Below are 17,121 nucleotides of genomic sequence, written 5' to 3'. Positions count from 1 at the left end.
AAACATCACAGCTGATTAGGTTGAATGTTTGGGGATAGCGGCTGTTGGATGGAACCATCGTTTTGGTCTGTTCATGAAAATCGTGGGGAAGAGGGGCGTCATGAAGGGATCTCGAAAAGAAGGAAGGCATGAAACGCAACGGACAGAAGAGATTCAACGGATGGATGACCGGGTGTTTTCGCCGACCGAACAGTTGGATCGGATTGCCGCGGGAGGGGCGATGAAGCGGGAAGCCCTCGATTGGCGAGGATTTCCCCGGTGGATTCGATATGTCGGATACATCGCCTTCGCCTTTTTTGTCATCGTTCCTTTGATGGCATGGTTGTGGAACGTGTTGCTTGAATAGCCGATCAAACGCCAACCGGAGGCGGGTCTCATGGAGGAGAAAAACAAACGACACGGAAATGCCCGTTGTGTTCCGTGTCGTTTTGTTTGCGCTCTGTTGTTAATCCTCCATCCCTAAAGCGTACAAGTAATGGCGCAAGCTTTCTTCGACACATGCGGCGATCAGTTGAATGAACGGAGTGACCTCACCTTTGACGCTCGCTTTTTCCAACGCTTCGTAATACTTCCGGCGCTGTTCCGGGTTTGCTTTCACAATAGCGGGCGGATAGCCATGCTGCATGAAAATGAAATTCATCATTAAGCGGGCGGTTCGTCCGTTTCCGTCAGCAAATGGATGAATAGATAGATGCAACAAAGAAGTTTAACATATCCTTGACAGAAAAGTGGTTTGCCCATTTTCGACTGTCGAAGGCAAGCGATGGCTCTCGTTTTTTCTATTATGATACAAAAATAAAGGGCGGGGAGTGTTCAGCAGTTGCAGAACAATGAAACAACCGCCCGCCCAACACGGGCGAACGGCGAAAAGGGGATGGAAAAGTGGACCGTTTCAGGAAAAATGCCCAAGCTGCCGGAGCGCTTCTTCGCTCATCCGCTCGGGCGTCCATGGCGGGTTCCATGTCACTTGGACGCGCACGTCACGGATGCCGTCAATGTGCTCAAGCGCCCGTTTGACGCCGCCGGCGATCGAGTCGTGAAGCGGGCAGCCGGGGGTCGTGAGCGTCATCAGGACATTGATATGCCCATCTTCGATTTTTAAGTCATAAATCAACCCTAAATCGACGACGTTAATGCCGAGCTCCGGATCAAGGACCGTTTTCAGCTGTTGAATGGCAAGTTCGCGGACATCCATCGTTCTTTTCCTCCTCATTCGCTTATTTTCGGAAGACCATTAAAATCGTTCCGGCAAAAGCAACGCTTAATCCAGCCAGCAGCGTTTGAGCGACGGCCAACAGCGGCACGCTCGCGACAGCCAGCGCCACGGCCGCCAGCGCGAGGGCGATGAGCCATAGGCGGCATTGGACGGTGACGGCTCGCTCATTCATCATTTGTTTTAACGTCGGCACGTTTTGTTGGCCGACTTTTTCGCTGTAGCGATGCGTCCACCATAAAAACGGCACGATTTTGAACAAATAGCCGACGATGCTGAAGAGAATCCAGCCGACAATGAATAGATAAACAATGATGCCAAGCAGCCGTCCGCTGCCGACGACGATGGCGACAAAGGCGGCAACGTGCAGTCCAAGACCGATGACGATGGCCGAAAGCGAAAAGCGGAACGGGCGGTCAAGCGTTTTTTTCATCCGCTTTTGCAAAATGGCGCGGATATGCCAGGCGAAAACAATGAATCCGCTCATGAGCAAGGCTGCACCGGCTGCAAGCCATGCGTGGCTTCGCAAGAATAAGCTGGCGAACGCCACCGCAATCCCGCTGATGTACAGCGCATAGACGTAACGCGCCGGCCGCAGCGAAAAGCCGTGGGCGAGCGAGAACATCGGCGCCATTTTGTACGAAAAGCCTATGATGAGCAGTGTGAACCAGCCGCACAGCCCGAACAGCACATGCAAGCCGAACACCGTTTCATGACTGTTGGCGCCTGTGGCGGCGAAAAAGTGAAAGGCAAGCAGCCCTCCGGCGGCGCCCGTCAGCAGCAAAAACAACAAGGAAGTCGCGACAAACAGCGTCATGATCGTTTTGTTTTTTTGTTGTTTTAATGTCATTGCCATTTGCCAGACAAACAGCACGATGCCGAACAGCAGAAGCAAGCCAGGGAGAAACGCTTGGTTTGGCGTAAACGCTAAACTGGCGGCAAAGGCGACGATGCCGAGAGCGGTGATCGCAAACTGCCAAAAACCGAGCTGCTCGCTCCAAATCGGCGTCAAAAAGGCGACCGGAACGAGCTGGTACATCGCCCCCATGGCCGTCATCAATGCAAAGCCAAGCAACGCCAGGTGGGCCGCCGCCCACACGAACGGCAGCCGGAACGCGCCGCTGCTAAGTGAGGGAATCGCTCCAAGCAACATAAGCTGCGACGCGGCGAACGCCAACACGGCGAACATGATAAACGAGAACGGAAGACGGACGTCTGTTTCCGTCCCCGTGCGAGTAGGAAACACGTTGCTCATCCTTTCGTAATGCGGATTTCAAAACTGCCGTCTTCGCGTGCGACCGTCTCGTGCCGGTAGCCAAGCTCGTCAAGCTGCTCGTACAAAAACATCGGGCGGCGGTCGTTAATGATCGTCAGCGTCTCCCCAGGATTCAGCTTCGCGAGGGCAGCGAGCGTCCGCATCATCGGCTGCGGCGGCTCGAGTCCGCGGTTATCGAGGATCATCGGTCATCCCCCCTGCTTCACAAACGTTACTTTCCAATGTTTTTTTTCGATTTGTTCGGCCTCGTACGTAAATCCTTTCGTTTTCATAATCGGAAACAGCGGCAGCGGCTTGAACGGAGCGTGCAAAATGAACGTATCGCCCGGTTTGAGCGGCTTAATGGCGTTCATAATTTTTTCAAACGGCTCACGTTTCTGCCGCAAATCTTCGCGCACATCGAGTTCAATTGTGACAGCCATGTGCACTCCTCCTTTTTGACTATTATGATAATCATTTTCAATGTTTGATGTTGTGATATGGCTCACACATGGACGTTAGAAAAAGATTTCTTTTTCCAATCCTTCCTGGTCGATCAAATAAAAGCCGTGTTCGTCGACATTGATCAACCCTTTCCGTTTCAGTTGGCTCAACGTGCGGCTCACCGTTTCCCGGGCGGTGCCGATCATGTTGGCCAGCTCGCGGTTTGTCACATGGGCGGTGAGACGGTGCCACTTCCCTTGTTTGACGGCGTTCGTGCGCGTCAGCCGCAACAAAAGCAACACGATTTGTTCGTACGTATTATGGAGCACTTGCGCTTCGAGCCGGTTTTGCAAGTCGACGATTTTTTCGCCCATGACGCGAAACAGTTTTATGCAAAGTTCAGGGCTCGCCATCAGCACTTGTTCGAAATCGTGGATTGGGATCGCGATCAATGTCGCTTCCTCGACCACTTCGGCGTGGGCCGGATAGGTGCCTTTTAAGAAAAAGCCGGCATGCGGAAACATTTCTCCCGTCTGCAAAATCGAAACGATTTGTTCTTTCCCGCTGAAGTCCGTTTTATAAATTTTCACCGTGCCGGAATGAATGAAATAGACACGTTCTAACGGGTCGCCTTGCATAAAGACAAACGTCCGTGGTTTGTAGACACGCACATGGGAAATGGCGACAAGCGAGTCGAGCTCGTAATCGGACAGTTCACGAAACAACGGAACAGCTTTTAAGCGGTCTTTCATCCAATGGTTCGCCATGGCGTTCTCTCCTTTGGAAATGTGACAAACGTGTGACAGCTGCCAACGGAACATCAATGCTTTTCTCTTTTTGAACATCTGCGCCGTTTGGCCTTTTCTGCCTTCATTGTATACATTCTCACGCCATAAAGCTGTGATATAAATCATAACGGACATTTGCCCCGGCTCACAAACCGGCCTCGATTCAGCACGCTACAATGGGGGCGAACAAACGAGAAGGAGGTTGTCTCATATGGAAGTTCATCGATCCGTTCGCCCCAACATGCGGCCGGGGCGGCAAACGACCAACAGTTTTCTCAAATCGATTCTCATTTTCACTATTGTGATCAGCTTTACCGTCCTGCTTGTCGGCGGGTATTGGATTTTTAAAGAAATGGCGCCAAGGCCGAAGGAAGTGCGCAGTGAAGACGGCCAAGTGTTGATGACGAAAGAAACGATCATCGGCGGGCAGGCCGTCTTCCAAAAATACGGGCTGATGGATTACGGAACCGTGCTTGGACACGGGTCGTATATGGGGCCGGACTATACGGCGGAAGCGTTGAAAATTTATACGGAAGGCATGCAAGATTACAAAGCAAAAGAGCGGTATCACAAACCGTTTGCCGATTTAACCGCCGATGAGAAAACGATCATCCGCGAACAAGTCATCAAGGAAATGCGGAAAAACCGCTACAACCCGGTTACGGATGTTCTCGTCCTGACGGATGCGCAAGTATACGGGTTGGAAAAAGTGCGCGACTATTACCGCGACGTGTTCACCAATGGCGACGGTTGGGGATTGAAAAAAGGATTGATCAAAGAAAGCGACATGCCAAAATCAGGCCGTGCTTGGGTCGCGGACGGCGACCAAATCAAGCAAATTGCCGACTTTTTCTTCTGGACGGCTTGGCTGTCGAGCACGTTGAGAATTGGCGACGAGATTACGTATACGAACAACTGGCCGTACTATGAGGACGCCGGCAATACGATGTCGTTTTCCGCGGTATGGTGGAGCGGCGTCAGCGTCACGATTTTGATTTTGTTTATCGGGATCATTTTGTACGTCTTCCACCGTTATCAACTAAGCATGCAAGAAGCGTATACAGAAGGAAAGTTTCCGGTCATCGATTTGCGGCGGCAGCCGCTGACTCCGTCGCAAGTGAAAGCGGGCAAATATTTCGTCGTCGTATCGGCGCTCTTTTTCGTCCAAACGATGTTCGGGGCATTGCTTGCTCACTACTATACAGAACCAGACAGCTTCTTTGGCATCAGATGGATCTATGACGCATTGCCGTTTAACATCGCCAAAGGGTATCATTTGCAGCTGGCGATTTTCTGGATTGCCACCGCTTGGCTTGGCATGGGGATTTTCATCGCGCCGCTTGTCGGTGGGCAAGAGCCGAAAAAGCAAGGGCTGCTCGTCGATCTGCTCTTCTGGGCGCTTGTCGTCCTTGTCGGCGGCAGCATGATCGGCCAATGGCTAGGCGTCAACGGCTACTTAGGGAACAGCTGGTTCTTGTTTGGCCACCAAGGTTGGGAATACATCGAACTTGGCCGCGTTTGGCAAATCATTTTAGTCGTGGGCATGCTCCTTTGGTTGTTTATCGTCTTCCGCGGCGTCAAACGCGGGCTGAAGCGGGAAAGCGACAAAGGCGGGCTCATTCACTTGCTGTTTTACTCAGCCATTGCCGTTCCGTTCTTCTACATTTTCGCCTTCTTTATGGAGCCGGATACGAACTTTACGATGGCGGATTTTTGGCGCTGGTGGATCATCCACTTATGGGTGGAAGGCATTTTCGAGGTGTTTGCTGTTGTCGTCATCGGGTTCTTGCTCGTACAAATGAGATTGGTGACGAAAAAATCGACGGTCCGGGCTCTCTATTTCCAATTTACGATTTTACTAGGCAGCGGTGTCATCGGCATCGGCCACCACTATTACTACAACGGTTCACCGGAAATTTGGATCGCCCTTGGCGCGGTGTTCTCGGCGCTCGAAGTGATTCCGCTCACGCTCCTTATTTTGGAAGCGTATGAGCAGTACAAAATGATGCGCGACGGCGGAGTCAACTTCCCGTATAAAGCCACATTCTGGTTCTTGATCTCCACAGCGATCTGGAACTTGGTCGGCGCAGGGGTGCTCGGCTTTCTGATCAACTTGCCGGCGGTCAGCTACTTTGAACACGGGCAATTCTTAACGCCGGCTCACGGCCATGCGGCGATGATGGGCGTGTATGGCATGTTTGCGATCGCCGTGCTCCTTTACTCGCTGCGCAACATTGTCAAACCAGAGGCGTGGAATGACAAATGGCTGAAGTTCTCATGCTGGATGTTAAACATTGGATTGGCCGGCATGGTTCTCATCACGCTTCTCCCGGTTGGGGTGCTGCAAATCAAAGAAGCGTTTGAACACGGCTATTGGGCGTCCCGTTCGCCTTCGTTCTTGCAACAAGACGTCGTACAAAACTTGCTACTTGTCCGCTTTGTTCCGGATACGATCTTTTTGATCGGCGTCGTCGCGTTGCTTGTTTTCGCCATCAAGGTGCTGTTCCATTTGCGCAAGCCAACGCACGGCGAAGGGGAAGAGCTGCCGGTGGCGAATTTGGCGGAGGAAGAATAACCAAAACGGGGCTGACCCAAAACGCGAATGCGTTTTGGAATTAGCCCCTTTTTTACACCAAAATATCGTTCGTTTTCTGGCAGAATAGAGTTACCATAACCACTATCACTAGAAAAGGAGCGATTCGTTTATGAAACATCATCATAATTTTTGAAGAGTGTACCGTCAACTACCCCCACTTAGCTAACGCTTGAAGTGGGGGCTTGCAACTCCCCAGAAGTACAAGCGGACTTCGTCCTCCTTCCTTGACTTGGGGTTGCATCAGGGCAGGTTGACAACTACCCAACGACGCAGGTCATGCCTGCATCGTTACCGATTCTCTCGGTGTGTCTGTTGGCAGTACTTGGCTTCCACACACAACAGACGGATCTACGCTCGATGTTTTACGGTTACAACGTTTCCTGTAACCAACTCCATACATCGAGTAGCAGTTATTGGAGTGCCTTTATTAAACGGTTTTCTCCACGCCTTTATTATATCATACACAAAAGAAAAGGGGAACGCGCATTCCTCTCCCACTTACTCCCTTTGGTCGTTGAAGTGGGAGTCTCCTGCGCGAAATAGGATGAATCATCTCACGTTGCCAGGCGATATCATTCCACTGGATCATATGGCTCATGTAGTTTACGAAATGGTCGAACGCATTCCGATGGAGATGTTTCTTCCTTTACTATAAAGGCGGCCGCACCTCAGAAAGGCAAGGAGAGATGCTTCCTCCTTGCTCATGTTGTCTTTATAAGACGAATGCTGGAAATTGCCGCTTCGTGTTCAATCGAACGCCTAGAAAGAAGATCTAAAATCCGTTCGTGCTTTTCCATGTTTTGTTCTATTTTCTTAACGATTTCATTTGTTTCAAGCACTGCTTGTTGGAGGAAAACAAATTCTTGCTTTGTGACCATATTGGCTTTGACATGATCTAATTCTTTCATTAGGTTGTTCTTTACGTCCTCAAGCTCCTGCTTGGTAGCCATGTTGGCTTTGATGTCTTCAAGCTCCTGCTTGGTAGCCATGTTGGCTTTGATGTCCTCAAGCTCCTGCTTGGTAGCCATGTTGGCTTTGATGTCTTCAAGCTCTTGCTTGGTAGCCATGTTGGCTTTGATGTCTTCAAGCTCTTGCTTGGTAGCCATGTTGGCTTTAATGTCTTCAAGCTCTTGCTTGGTAGCCATGTTGGCTTTGATGTCTTCAAGCTCCTGCTTGGTGGCCATGTTGGCTTTGATGTCTTCAAGCTCTTGCTTGGTAGCCATGTTGGCTTTGATGTCCTCAAGCTCTTGCTTGGTAGCCATGTTGGCTTTGATGTCTTCAAGTTCTTGCTTGGTGGCCATGTTGGCTTTGATGTCTTCAAGTTCCTGCTTGGTAGCCATGTTGGCTTTGATGTCTTCAAGTTCTTGCTTGGTAGCCATGTTGGCTTTAATGTCTTCGATCTCTTTTGTGAAACTATGCTTCACTTCTTCGAGTTCTTGTTTAGTGGCCATGTTGGTTCTAATATCTTCGAACTCTTTTGTGAAACGATTCCTCACTTCTTCAAGTTCTCGTTTCGTTGCCATGTTGGCTTTAATATCCTCAAGCTCTGTTGAGAAGTTTTGCTTCACTTCTTCGAGTTCCTGTTTCGTTGCCATGTTTGTTTTGATATCGCTTACTTCATGTTCGATCATTTGGAGCTTGTCCAAAATTTGGTTCAATATCGCTTCCAAGGAAAATCCTCCCTTCTTATATAGTAGCCATGGAAAAGTGGGTGATGATGAATCGCTCCTTTCTTTTGAGGATTGGGGAAACGAGCGTGTAGAGTAAGTGGTTGAGGAAAGGGATGGGATTGTAGCGCAGAACAAATGAGGACAATCGTTCCCCATTCATATTATAAATGATTCACAGAAATTTGAACATAACGTTTTGTGTCATTGTCGCTTTGTATCCGTCCAGGAAAAGGAGTGCGTTTTAGCCCGTACGGTCATGTTAATCCCGGCAGCGACATTGTTTTGACGAAAATTGAATTTCCTTATAAATAAAAGGGTTTGATTCAGAATCGTTCATGATCAATACACGGCTTACTTAATAAAGAAAGAGCTGGCTCCAAAAGTCCACTTGTTAGTGGATTTTTGGGTCAGCCCACTTTCATTTGTGAACGTTTTCAATCACTTGTGGCATTTGTCCGGCGTGGTGTGTTCGGTTTCCTTTTGCTTGTCATGGCATGGAAAGCAGTACAACGTCTCTGTTTCTCGGCTGACGACGCCGTTTAAAAACCCATGCAGACAATGGATCGGCTTGCCGCATTGCGCGCAAAAGCCAACAAGCTCTTCCAACCGCCATTTCTCCTTTCATGGGGATTGAACATGTTCACCTTCGGGCTGTGACGCTCGTCACTACCGCCCAAGGCTCAAGCGGTTATGATAAAGTATATAATTCATTATACTACAAAGGAGGCCAATGTTATGAACCAATTTGCTGCCAAAATCCACGCCCCGGACTATCCGCCGCGGGATCGCCATCCGGCGATTTTCCGGCTGTTTGACAATTTGAAGCCGGGGGAAGTAATGGAGCTTGTCAATGACCATGATCCGCGTCCGCTGCAATACCAATTCATGATGGAGCGTCCGGATCAGTTTACATGGGAGTACTTAGAGGAAGGGCCGGACGTATGGCGGGTGGCCATCGGCAAAAAATAAATCATCCGCTCCATAGGGATTTCCGTCGACAGGCGGAAATCTTTTTTTTCGCCGGTTCGTATGGTACGGTAGGGACAGATGATGTTCGGAAAGAGGGGATAGAGATGAAACGAGCCATTGCCGGAGCGGTGCTCGCCGGCGGCCAGTCGCGCCGGTTCGGGCGGCCGAAGGCGTTTGCGCTGCACGAAGGCGCCCCGTTTTTCACTTGGTCGGTCGCGGCGCTCGATCCGATCGCGGATGAATTGTATATCGTCAGCCACCCGTCGCTTGTCGATGAATTCCGCCGCCAAACGGATATCCCGGTGCTGCTCGATGTCGAGCGCTGCCGCGGCTGTGGGCCGCTGGCCGGCCTTTACACCGTTATGGAACAGAGCCGAGCGGATTGGGTGTTCGTCTTGCCGTGCGACATGCCGTACATGCGGCGGGAAGTGACAGAGCGGCTTGCTTCCTATATCGATCCGATGTTTGACGCCATCGTCCCGCTCCATGGCGTCCGTCCCGAACCATTGGTCGCCTTATACCACCGTCGGCTTCGCTCCGTGATCGCCGAGCTGCTTGATGCCGGCGAACGGCGGATGATCTCGCTTATTGACCGCGCCCGCGTCCGCTATGTTGACGCCCAACAGCTTGCCGCGGATGAAACCGTATGGCGCAATGTCAATACGGAGGGAGAGTACCGGTGAAGGGGGAATTGTGGCCGAAGCAGACATAGCATATACTTTTTTTCAATCAGAAGAGCCATCCTTGCTTTACTTTTTGGGCGTATGGCGGGTCAATAAACTTGTCCAAACGTGGTTACTCAAGCAATCCGAGCCTAAACGCTTTTCCGACTGCTCCCGCCCGCGATTTGACGTGAAGTTTTCGCAAAATGGAAGACACGTGGTGTTCCACGGTTCGTTTACTGATGTTCAGTTGTTCGCCGATTTCACTGTTTGTTTTGTCTCCAGCAATGAGGTCGAGAACGGCCAACTCCATGTCGGTCAGAGGCGAGCCATCATGGAAAGTAAGATCAGTCGGGAATGATTTCACCCCGCGATAGCTTTCCCGAATGGCGTGAATCAGTGTTTCGGCAGAATCGCATTTGGATACAAAAGCATAGGCGCCTGCCTCATGGACGGCATGTACATATTCTGCGCTGGCATCCCCCGATAACATGACCACTTTGCTTGCAGGGAATCGTGATGAGATGTTCTTTGTCCAAATGAGGTTGTTCTGCCTTTGGCTCGGAGCATCGATGACAATGATATCAGGCTGGAAGTGAGCGATCTCCTTCTCTAGTTCGGCTGGAGAGAAGACGGCTCCCACTACTTCCAAGTCGGGCTCGCGTTCCAAAAGCTGACGGATGCTATCCATGACAAGGCCATGATCCCCTATGATCAAAATGTTGATTTTCACCATTGTCTCTTCCCCCTCCCCCGTAAAACGCAGCGAGTAGCGACGCATTTGGTTGGAACACACGTTGCGGTGAAACATGGAGTTTTACATGGGATGAGTGATGTGCTGTTTTGATCCATAAGGCCATTTCTCTCAACTTCATTCGTTAAAATTTTACAATATCAATCAATCTCTGTAAACGAAACTTCAAAAAATAGGTATTTTCTGCAATGAAATTTGCGGAAAATACGGATGTTTTTTCGATTTTATTTTGGTACAGTAAGGGTGAAGCCGGCCGGTGATCTCTGAAATAATGAGGAGGATGATGCTCAATGAAGAAGAAATTTGCCGTGCTTGCTTTAGCAGCAGGGCTTCTTGCCGCAGGAGGAGTAGCTCAGGCGGGAACGAAGTATGATGATTATGACGTGATTGTTCCAAGATTCAATGATAATGCGTTTACTCCTCAACAAACCAAATCGACGACTAGCGCGTCAGCAGATTTGAAAGTATCGATACTGGGGAAAGCACTGGATGCAAGAGTGTATTCTTATAGCGGAGGAACTGGACCTTGGATCCGTATCGAAACGGTTGGGGGGCCATTCAAACTGCCTAATTCAATCAAAGCAGGCAAGGATGCGAGAGTGGAGTTTAGCTCAGATCTTACTCAATTAGTAGATGTCAGGGTAAAAGGGGAGTGGAGAAGCAATTGATTTTATCATGAGAATGGACCAAACCGTTTGGATGGTCCATTCTCTTTCAACATGAAAACAAGCTTGGGAAAGGGTGTAAAACATGTTGGGGCATCAAGTGAAAGTGGAATTTGTGAGAGTCTTTACGTGGCGTCAGTGCATTGTTTGGGCTGCATTGGTGTTGGTTCTGCCTGTCATCCAATTTATGATAATCAAGGATGGCTACGTTTACTATAGGCAATTGGATCTTTTTCTCCGCTTGAATTCGAATTTTGTGCCGCTGTTGTTTCCCATTATCATGGTTCTTGTGTATTCGATTTCCTTCCCGAGTGAACAAAAAAACTATTTTATTCCATATGTGCGTATCCGCATCCCTTTGACGACTTACTTCTTGAGCAAATTGATCGTCAATGCGATTCTATCTTTTTTGATTGCCTTTTTGATCGTATTCGTCCCTTTTGTATTTTCTATGTATATTGAACCTTATTTAGGAATTGTTCGCTTCTATCCAACTAATGGGAATCCTATCCCTTATACAACGTTTGAGCAGTTGCTTGTCCTTGGCACGCTGCCATATGGAGTTCTTTACTCACTATGGGTCGGGCTGAATGGAATGATGTATGCGACAATGGGATTATTGCTCGTCATGATTTTAGAGAAGCCTTTTATAGCACTTTCCATTCCATTTGTTTATTACTTGTTGGGAAACTTTATTACTCAAGTTTTGGGATATGACCAATTTTCCCCTACTTTTACGATTTTTCCTTTCAGTATATCGCAACAACCTTTGTGGACAGTATTCGTGCCATTTCTCTTCTTATGTTTTGTGGTGATGGTATTGATGTTCTATTTAAAGGAAAGGTTGCATAAGCACCATGACTAGGGTAGTAAACAAATGGAAGGATTTTGTGGATGAACTATTGGCATTCAAATGGATTCTCTTCGGAGTAGTGATTTACATATATGGATTAAGTGCTAAAGAGCATATGTATGTTGCTTCGTCGCAAACAAAATTATTGTTGAATAAATGGGATTTGTTGCATAAGTTTTTTGGTGATATTTACCTTATCTTATATTTTATCTTGCCGGTCTTTCTATACCGTTCTATTTCAATTATGATGTCTGATTTTGATTATGCAGTTTTGATACGGTTAGGTTCTTATCGAAGTTGGGTGTATGCGACACTAGTTCGATTGATTCAAAGTGCCAGCATATCGATAATCGTTTGGGGAGCAGTGAGCCTCGTTTTGTCAATCGGCGCCCCTTCTTTTGCTGGCTGGAGTCCGTTTAGTAGGCTGAATGCTTCTCTAAGCGAAACGCAAATATTACAAAAATTTATAAACAGTCCCATTTTAGCGTTGGTGTTGCATTTAGCTTTGCTTGTTTTCAGTGTCAGCTGTATTCACCTTGTTTTGGCCATCCTTTATGTAAAGTGGAAAAACAAGGGCATTGTCGTGTTTGTTGCGGTGTTCATATGGGTGTATGGCGTAGTGTCATTTAAACTTCTTTCTCCTCATTCCTTGTTTAATTTGTGCCATTACTTGATTTTGCATTCGGGGGCTGCTCAGTTCAGCAATATATGGGGATCTTTTGCGATGGTTATAGGATGGATGATCCTGCTCATATGGATTGTCAATCGACTGGATTTGAATGTGAAAAGGTACAATGGGAAATATACCGCTTTTATTGTCTTGGTTGTCCTAGCATTATGGTCTGGAATGCGAGAAAACGTGGGACAAACTGTTTGGGACCAGTTTCTTTTCATGTTTATAGGCGGTTCCAGACAAGCGTTTTATTTCAAGTCGTTTTTATGTTATTGGGTTCTTTATTTTGGGGTCATCTATTTGGTCCAATTGCATTTGCAGACGGAATTGTCGGAAATGGGGTATTACAAGTTAGTGCGTTATCAGTCGATCAGCCGATGGTTTTGGGCGTGGTATCATAAGACCATGCTATACATTGGATTATACTTATTTGCTTTAGCATTGCTCGCTTTGTTCATTTTGTCGTTGAAACGTTTTTCTTTTGATTTCCATGTTTCTATTGACCGTTCAGTTACATTGCTTGATATGTTTTATCATTTTTTTGTCAACGGCTACCTTCAAGTTTCGTTTTATGTCCTATTTGTGTTTCTGATCTCTTGGCTGAGCAAAGAAACGTTTTATAGCTTCGTAGGGCTCGCTATACTTTCATTTTTTATGTTCCCGGGCCTTAATAACTGGGGGATTATTCCGTCTGGATTGAATAGCATGGCGTATTTATTGACAAATGATTCGATTTACCGCATCACGATCGTTCTATTCTTATGGAATGTTTTCTCCATTGTTTTTTTGCTGTATGTCTTTTCTAAACAAGATCTCGATTTCTAAAAAGGAGTGAGTAAGTTGCCGCATATCCTGTTAGATCAAGTCAGTAAATCATTTAAAGGAGCAACGATTTTTGAAAACGTGAATTTTGCAGTGGAAAAGGGGAAAATTTATGGAATTATTGGTCCTAACGGTTCAGGAAAGTCTGTCTTATTCAAACTAATATGCGGATTTCTATTTCCGGATCACGGCAGAGTGATCGTGGACGGGGAAGAGTTGGGGGTCAATAAACGATTTCCCAGTGATTTTGGAATTATCATTGATCGGCCTGGATATATAGCGGGAAAGACAGGGTTTGATAATCTAAAAGCATTGGCTCTCATTCGAAACAAAATCAGTGATGACAAAATAAAGAAAACGATGAGGTTGGTCGGTTTAAATCCAGAGCTGACGCAAAAGGTCAAACATTACTCACTTGGAATGAAACAAAAGCTGGCTATTGCTCAAGCCATTATGGAAGATCAACAAACGCTTATTTTAGATGAACCATTCAATGCTTTAGATGCTGACAGCGTTGAAAATATCCGAAACTTGCTTCGGAAATTCAAGGAAGAAGGGAGGACGATTTTGCTCACTAGCCATAATCAAGAGGATATTGATGTTCTTTGCGATGAAGTGTACAGGATCAACCGTTTCAAACTTGAAAAAGTAAAAAAATAGGCTCTACAGGGCTGGTGATTTAGTGGAAAATGCTGCTGATCCCAGCCATTTTTCAATTTGCGAAGAATGGTGAAATCCGCTGTTTTTTGATGAAAGGCCGCTCATAGATGCGTGAAAGCTATCAGATTTTTAAATGTTCCATAGTCCGATGACGTCTATAAGGCTGGTGATTTAGTGAAAAGTCGCAGAAAATGGATTCCCTTCTCAAATTGAGAAATCCTTTAAAATCAACGCTTTTCGTTCATCCAAAACAACTGGTTCGGCGAAATCAGTCGTTTTTCGCCGGCCTTCTATGAATGATAATCGAATTTGAAAATAATCGATCGTTTGATTGAGAACGTTTCTTTCATCTGTTCCGAGCAAGATGAGAGTTTTCTTTTCCTGACGGATGATGGATGAGGGAAGGAATGAGGCTCATGCATAAAAAAATCGTGGTCGCTGTTTCCGCTGTGCAGTTTCTTCTCTTAGCTTTGATGGCGGTCGTTGTTTCGGATATCCATGACCGCTTTTTTCCGGAACAGCTGGATGTGAAAGCGAAAGTGACATTGGATTTTAGCCAGTCTGATTTGCGTCAGGAAGATGTGTTTCAACAGTTGGGGGCGATGAGCGATCGATGGGAACTAGGATTGATGAAAATCGCGCCAGATTTACGGGGGGATCAGTCGGGACAGATCTTTGTTCAAGTGGGGGAGAAAGGGGATTTTCCAAAGAGAATTCAGCGCTTTGGCCATGAGCCAGATGCGGAGATCCGCGATCGCCGCGCGTTGGCCCATTCGTTTGCCAATGGCGATTATTTGGTGACAGGGAAAACCGATCATATAGACGAGTTGAAACATTGGCTGGCGTCGCATCGGGTCGATCAGAAGTGGAACGAAGAGACTCTGTTGACCATTCTCCAATTTTTGATCGTGCAAAGCGATTTTGGTGTGGCGCTGTTGGCTGTTTCGGCGCTGATGGTGTCATTAGCTTTATACTGGCTGGCGGTCAAAGCGAAAGGGCGCGCGTTGCGTGTGTTGGCGGGAGTTCCGACGTCGCGCATCCAATGCGAGGATTTCAGCCACTTTTTGCTGGCTATGGTTTTGGCCGCCGCTATATTGGACGTCTTGGCCGCTCTTTATGTCGGCTTTGTCTATGGATGGGGATTCGTGCCTTACTATAGTAAAGTGTTGCTTTTGGCTGAGGCGATGGTGATCTCTTTGACAATGGCTTGCGCGTTGATTTTTTCTGTTGCCTCATGGCCGAATCCAGAGATGTTGGCGATGCGCGAACCTGCTGTCAAGCGTTTGGCCAGAAGTTCGGCTGTATTGAAACTCGCTGTATTTGCTTTCGTCCTTTCCGCTGTCTCACCGGCGGTTTCAGCTTATACGAATGCTAGAAAAACAGCACAGGAACAAATCATGTGGAAGTCGTTGGCTGATCAAGCGGTGTTGGTGTTCCCGTCCCGTCCAGGAAGAGCGGGGGGAGCGGAAATCGAGCAGTTGTTTCAGATGTTGCAACCATCGGTGGGGGACATGGTTCGACAAGCGGAGGCCGACGATCGCGTAGTGTTATCGAAAGCGTGGACGGAAGACGATTTCGCCATCGATGGCATGACCATTGCGCCGTATCGTTACATGGTTATCGTGAATGAGCGATGGTTGGATATCGTTCGCAAAAAGAACAAAGGGCTATCTTTGGTTCCTCTTGCGCTGGAACAGATTCCAAAGGACGTGAGACAATTTGTCGAACTCTCCATCCCGTTATATGTAAGAAACCAGCAACAGGCTCAAGCCATATGGCATGAGGTCAAGATGTGTCGTTTGACCGGATCGTCCCCTTTTCCATTTGTCCGCTTTGGCGGACAGCTTGAGTTTGCCCGGCCGAAGGAGGTGTTATTGTTGGTTGCCCCTCATGTCCATTCATTATTCAATGACAACTTTTTGATCTCTGTCGCTTCTTCGTCGGAGTTGAGTTTTGTCGGACTAGAGGAAACACAGAAACTCGTATCTGAACGCGGCCTTCAGAACCGGATCCGCGTCAACTATATGGCGGAGGAAGGAATTTTGCGCGCGCAGCTTTATGCCTATTTCGTGTGGCTTAGAATTGGATCGATTGTTGGTCTTTTAGCGGCCTTGGCTATTGCCTCCGCCCTTAGTGCGTTTATTATGGCTGTGTTAAAAGCAAAACGCGATTTTCCTCTTCGGCTTGCTGGGGCATCTTGGTGGGCGGTGTCGCGCGGGCGAATCGTGAAAGAGTGGGTGTTAGGGGGAATCGTGGTCATGGCGATCATGCTATTTCAAGGAACAAACAGCTGGTTGCCGGTCGGTTTCACAGGGGCGCTTGTGCTGCTTGCTTTGCCGCTCGTACATATTGGTGCGGCAGCTTGGGTGTTTGCGAAAAACTCCCTGCGTCAGTTGTAGAAAGAAGGAGGAAGGCTTGACTGCCATGAGAATTGAGGCCGATCAAGTGACGATGATTATCAATGAGCGAACGATTATGGAGAACGAAAGTGTCGTATGCTCCCCTGGAGCCTTGACGGCGCTTGTTGGTCCAAGCGGAGCGGGCAAAACGACGCTTCTCCATGTGCTTGGATTGCTTTTGCGGCCGACAAACGGTCGTGTATTGATTGATGGTGTCGATACAACGAGTTGGGGAGCGAAGCAGCGGCGGCTGTTTTGGAAACACCATGCGGCATTCATTCTCCAAGATTACGGAATTATGGAGGAAGAATCAGTTGCGTTTAATATCACGATGACTTCGAGTTTGTTTCGTTCGAAAGTTGTCGGCGATGAGGAGCGGGTGCGCAAAGTGTTATCGGAAACAGGATTGGATGGAAGAGAACGAGAACTGGCCGCCCGTCTAAGTGGAGGCGAAAAGCGACGCTTGGCGATCGCACGCGCTCTCTATAAAGACGCACAAGTCATTTTGGCGGATGAGCCGACGGCTTCTCTTGATGAGGCCAATGGCGATCGCGTCATTGAGCTGCTTCAATTATTGGCGAAGCAAGGGAGAACGGTTATTGTCGCGACCCACGATGAGAAAATGATGCGAGCCGCCCATGCTGAGCATGCGCTAAAGGGAATGCGGCATGGCAGATGAGAAGAAAGGGGGCGAATCA

18 protein-coding genes and 1 pseudogene are annotated in these 17,121 nt (G+C 48.0%); 10 read left to right on the top strand and 9 right to left on the bottom strand.

Annotated elements, in window-relative coordinates; all coding sequences use genetic code 11:
- The first annotated feature begins 100 nt into the window (after nucleotides 1-100).
- The gene (locus ETC02_RS05355) at nucleotides 101-346 is read left to right on the top strand and encodes a hypothetical protein (RefSeq protein ID WP_050368330.1); all 246 of its coding nucleotides are present in this window, start codon (nucleotides 101-103) and stop codon (nucleotides 344-346) included.
- 99 nt (nucleotides 347-445) lie between these two features.
- On the opposite strand, the pseudogene ETC02_RS05350 reads toward ETC02_RS05355, so the two are convergent.
- The 6 genes and pseudogenes from ETC02_RS05350 to ETC02_RS05325 all read right to left on the bottom strand — a co-directional run.
- Nucleotides 446-685 (bottom strand): annotated as a pseudogene (locus ETC02_RS05350) (Fic family protein); the annotation flags it as partial.
- A gap of 207 nt (nucleotides 686-892) precedes the next feature.
- Complete coding sequence (locus tag ETC02_RS05345) at nucleotides 893-1,195, bottom strand: metal-sulfur cluster assembly factor (RefSeq protein ID WP_011230255.1); 303 nt, start codon at nucleotides 1,193-1,195, stop codon at nucleotides 893-895.
- 22 nt (nucleotides 1,196-1,217) lie between these two features.
- Entirely contained in the window at nucleotides 1,218-2,468 is a 1,251-nt protein-coding gene (locus ETC02_RS05340) for a hypothetical protein (RefSeq protein WP_050368332.1), read from the bottom strand.
- Nucleotides 2,465-2,674 (bottom strand): DUF2249 domain-containing protein, encoded by a 210-nt coding sequence (locus ETC02_RS05335; protein ID WP_013146125.1) that lies wholly within the window; start codon nucleotides 2,672-2,674, stop codon nucleotides 2,465-2,467. The genes ETC02_RS05340 and ETC02_RS05335 overlap by 4 nt, the downstream gene beginning before the upstream one ends.
- Nucleotides 2,675-2,677: 3 nt before the next feature.
- A complete protein-coding gene (locus ETC02_RS05330; protein ID WP_050368333.1) occupies nucleotides 2,678-2,911 on the bottom strand; it encodes a DUF2249 domain-containing protein in 234 nt (77 codons plus the stop codon).
- A gap of 75 nt (nucleotides 2,912-2,986) precedes the next feature.
- On the bottom strand, nucleotides 2,987-3,679 hold the full coding sequence (locus ETC02_RS05325; RefSeq protein WP_050368334.1) for a Crp/Fnr family transcriptional regulator: 693 nt from the start codon (nucleotides 3,677-3,679) through the stop codon (nucleotides 2,987-2,989).
- Between the two features lie 232 nt (nucleotides 3,680-3,911).
- Here ETC02_RS05325 and ETC02_RS05320 point away from each other — a divergent pair, with 232 nt between their 5' ends.
- The gene (locus tag ETC02_RS05320; RefSeq protein ID WP_050368335.1) at nucleotides 3,912-6,275 is read left to right on the top strand and encodes a nitric-oxide reductase large subunit; all 2,364 of its coding nucleotides are present in this window, start codon (nucleotides 3,912-3,914) and stop codon (nucleotides 6,273-6,275) included.
- Nucleotides 6,276-6,997: 722 nt separating this feature from the next.
- On the opposite strand, the gene ETC02_RS05315 is transcribed toward ETC02_RS05320, so the two are convergent.
- Nucleotides 6,998-7,966, bottom strand: coding sequence for a hypothetical protein (locus ETC02_RS05315; protein ID WP_063210200.1), 969 nt, complete (start codon nucleotides 7,964-7,966; stop codon nucleotides 6,998-7,000).
- A 438-nt stretch (nucleotides 7,967-8,404) separates the two neighbouring features.
- Nucleotides 8,405-8,572, bottom strand: coding sequence for a hypothetical protein (locus ETC02_RS05310; RefSeq protein ID WP_011230263.1), 168 nt, complete (start codon nucleotides 8,570-8,572; stop codon nucleotides 8,405-8,407).
- 129 nt (nucleotides 8,573-8,701) lie between these two features.
- Here ETC02_RS05310 and ETC02_RS05305 point away from each other — a divergent pair, with 129 nt between their 5' ends.
- Together ETC02_RS05305 and ETC02_RS05300 are read left to right on the top strand one after the other, a co-directional pair.
- Nucleotides 8,702-8,935 (top strand): DUF2249 domain-containing protein, encoded by a 234-nt coding sequence (locus tag ETC02_RS05305; RefSeq protein ID WP_011230264.1) that lies wholly within the window; start codon nucleotides 8,702-8,704, stop codon nucleotides 8,933-8,935.
- A 104-nt stretch (nucleotides 8,936-9,039) separates the two neighbouring features.
- On the top strand, nucleotides 9,040-9,618 hold the full coding sequence (locus ETC02_RS05300) for a molybdenum cofactor guanylyltransferase (protein WP_033013777.1): 579 nt from the start codon (nucleotides 9,040-9,042) through the stop codon (nucleotides 9,616-9,618).
- Between the two features lie 112 nt (nucleotides 9,619-9,730).
- Here the strand turns inward: ETC02_RS05300 and ETC02_RS05295 are convergent, their stop codons facing one another.
- A complete protein-coding gene (locus tag ETC02_RS05295; RefSeq protein WP_160268857.1) occupies nucleotides 9,731-10,333 on the bottom strand; it encodes a response regulator transcription factor in 603 nt (200 codons plus the stop codon).
- Between the two features lie 308 nt (nucleotides 10,334-10,641).
- On the opposite strand from ETC02_RS05295, the gene ETC02_RS05290 reads away from it, so the two are divergent.
- From ETC02_RS05290 to ETC02_RS05265, 6 genes are all read left to right on the top strand, one after another.
- Nucleotides 10,642-11,019, top strand: a complete 378-nt coding sequence (locus tag ETC02_RS05290) for a hypothetical protein (protein WP_050368336.1) — start codon at nucleotides 10,642-10,644, stop codon at nucleotides 11,017-11,019.
- A gap of 82 nt (nucleotides 11,020-11,101) precedes the next feature.
- Nucleotides 11,102-11,881, top strand: coding sequence for an ABC transporter permease (locus ETC02_RS05285; RefSeq protein ID WP_033012619.1), 780 nt, complete (start codon nucleotides 11,102-11,104; stop codon nucleotides 11,879-11,881).
- The gene (locus ETC02_RS05280) at nucleotides 11,874-13,367 is read left to right on the top strand and encodes a hypothetical protein (protein ID WP_020279212.1); all 1,494 of its coding nucleotides are present in this window, start codon (nucleotides 11,874-11,876) and stop codon (nucleotides 13,365-13,367) included. The genes ETC02_RS05285 and ETC02_RS05280 overlap by 8 nt, the downstream gene beginning before the upstream one ends.
- 15 nt (nucleotides 13,368-13,382) lie before the next feature.
- Complete coding sequence (locus ETC02_RS05275; protein WP_033012622.1) at nucleotides 13,383-14,024, top strand: ABC transporter ATP-binding protein; 642 nt, start codon at nucleotides 13,383-13,385, stop codon at nucleotides 14,022-14,024.
- A gap of 416 nt (nucleotides 14,025-14,440) precedes the next feature.
- Nucleotides 14,441-16,423, top strand: a complete 1,983-nt coding sequence (locus ETC02_RS05270; RefSeq protein WP_171698114.1) for a hypothetical protein — start codon at nucleotides 14,441-14,443, stop codon at nucleotides 16,421-16,423.
- A 25-nt stretch (nucleotides 16,424-16,448) separates the two neighbouring features.
- The gene (locus ETC02_RS05265) at nucleotides 16,449-17,102 is read left to right on the top strand and encodes an ABC transporter ATP-binding protein (protein ID WP_041468528.1); all 654 of its coding nucleotides are present in this window, start codon (nucleotides 16,449-16,451) and stop codon (nucleotides 17,100-17,102) included.
- Nucleotides 17,103-17,121: the final 19 nt, after the last annotated feature.

It is taken from the genome of Geobacillus sp. DSP4a (genome assembly GCF_013096875.1).
GTDB lineage: Bacteria > Bacillota > Bacilli > Bacillales > Anoxybacillaceae > Geobacillus > Geobacillus thermophilus.
Note: the sequence above shows the minus strand (reverse complement) of the source record. Positions and strands in the feature narration are given on the sequence as shown.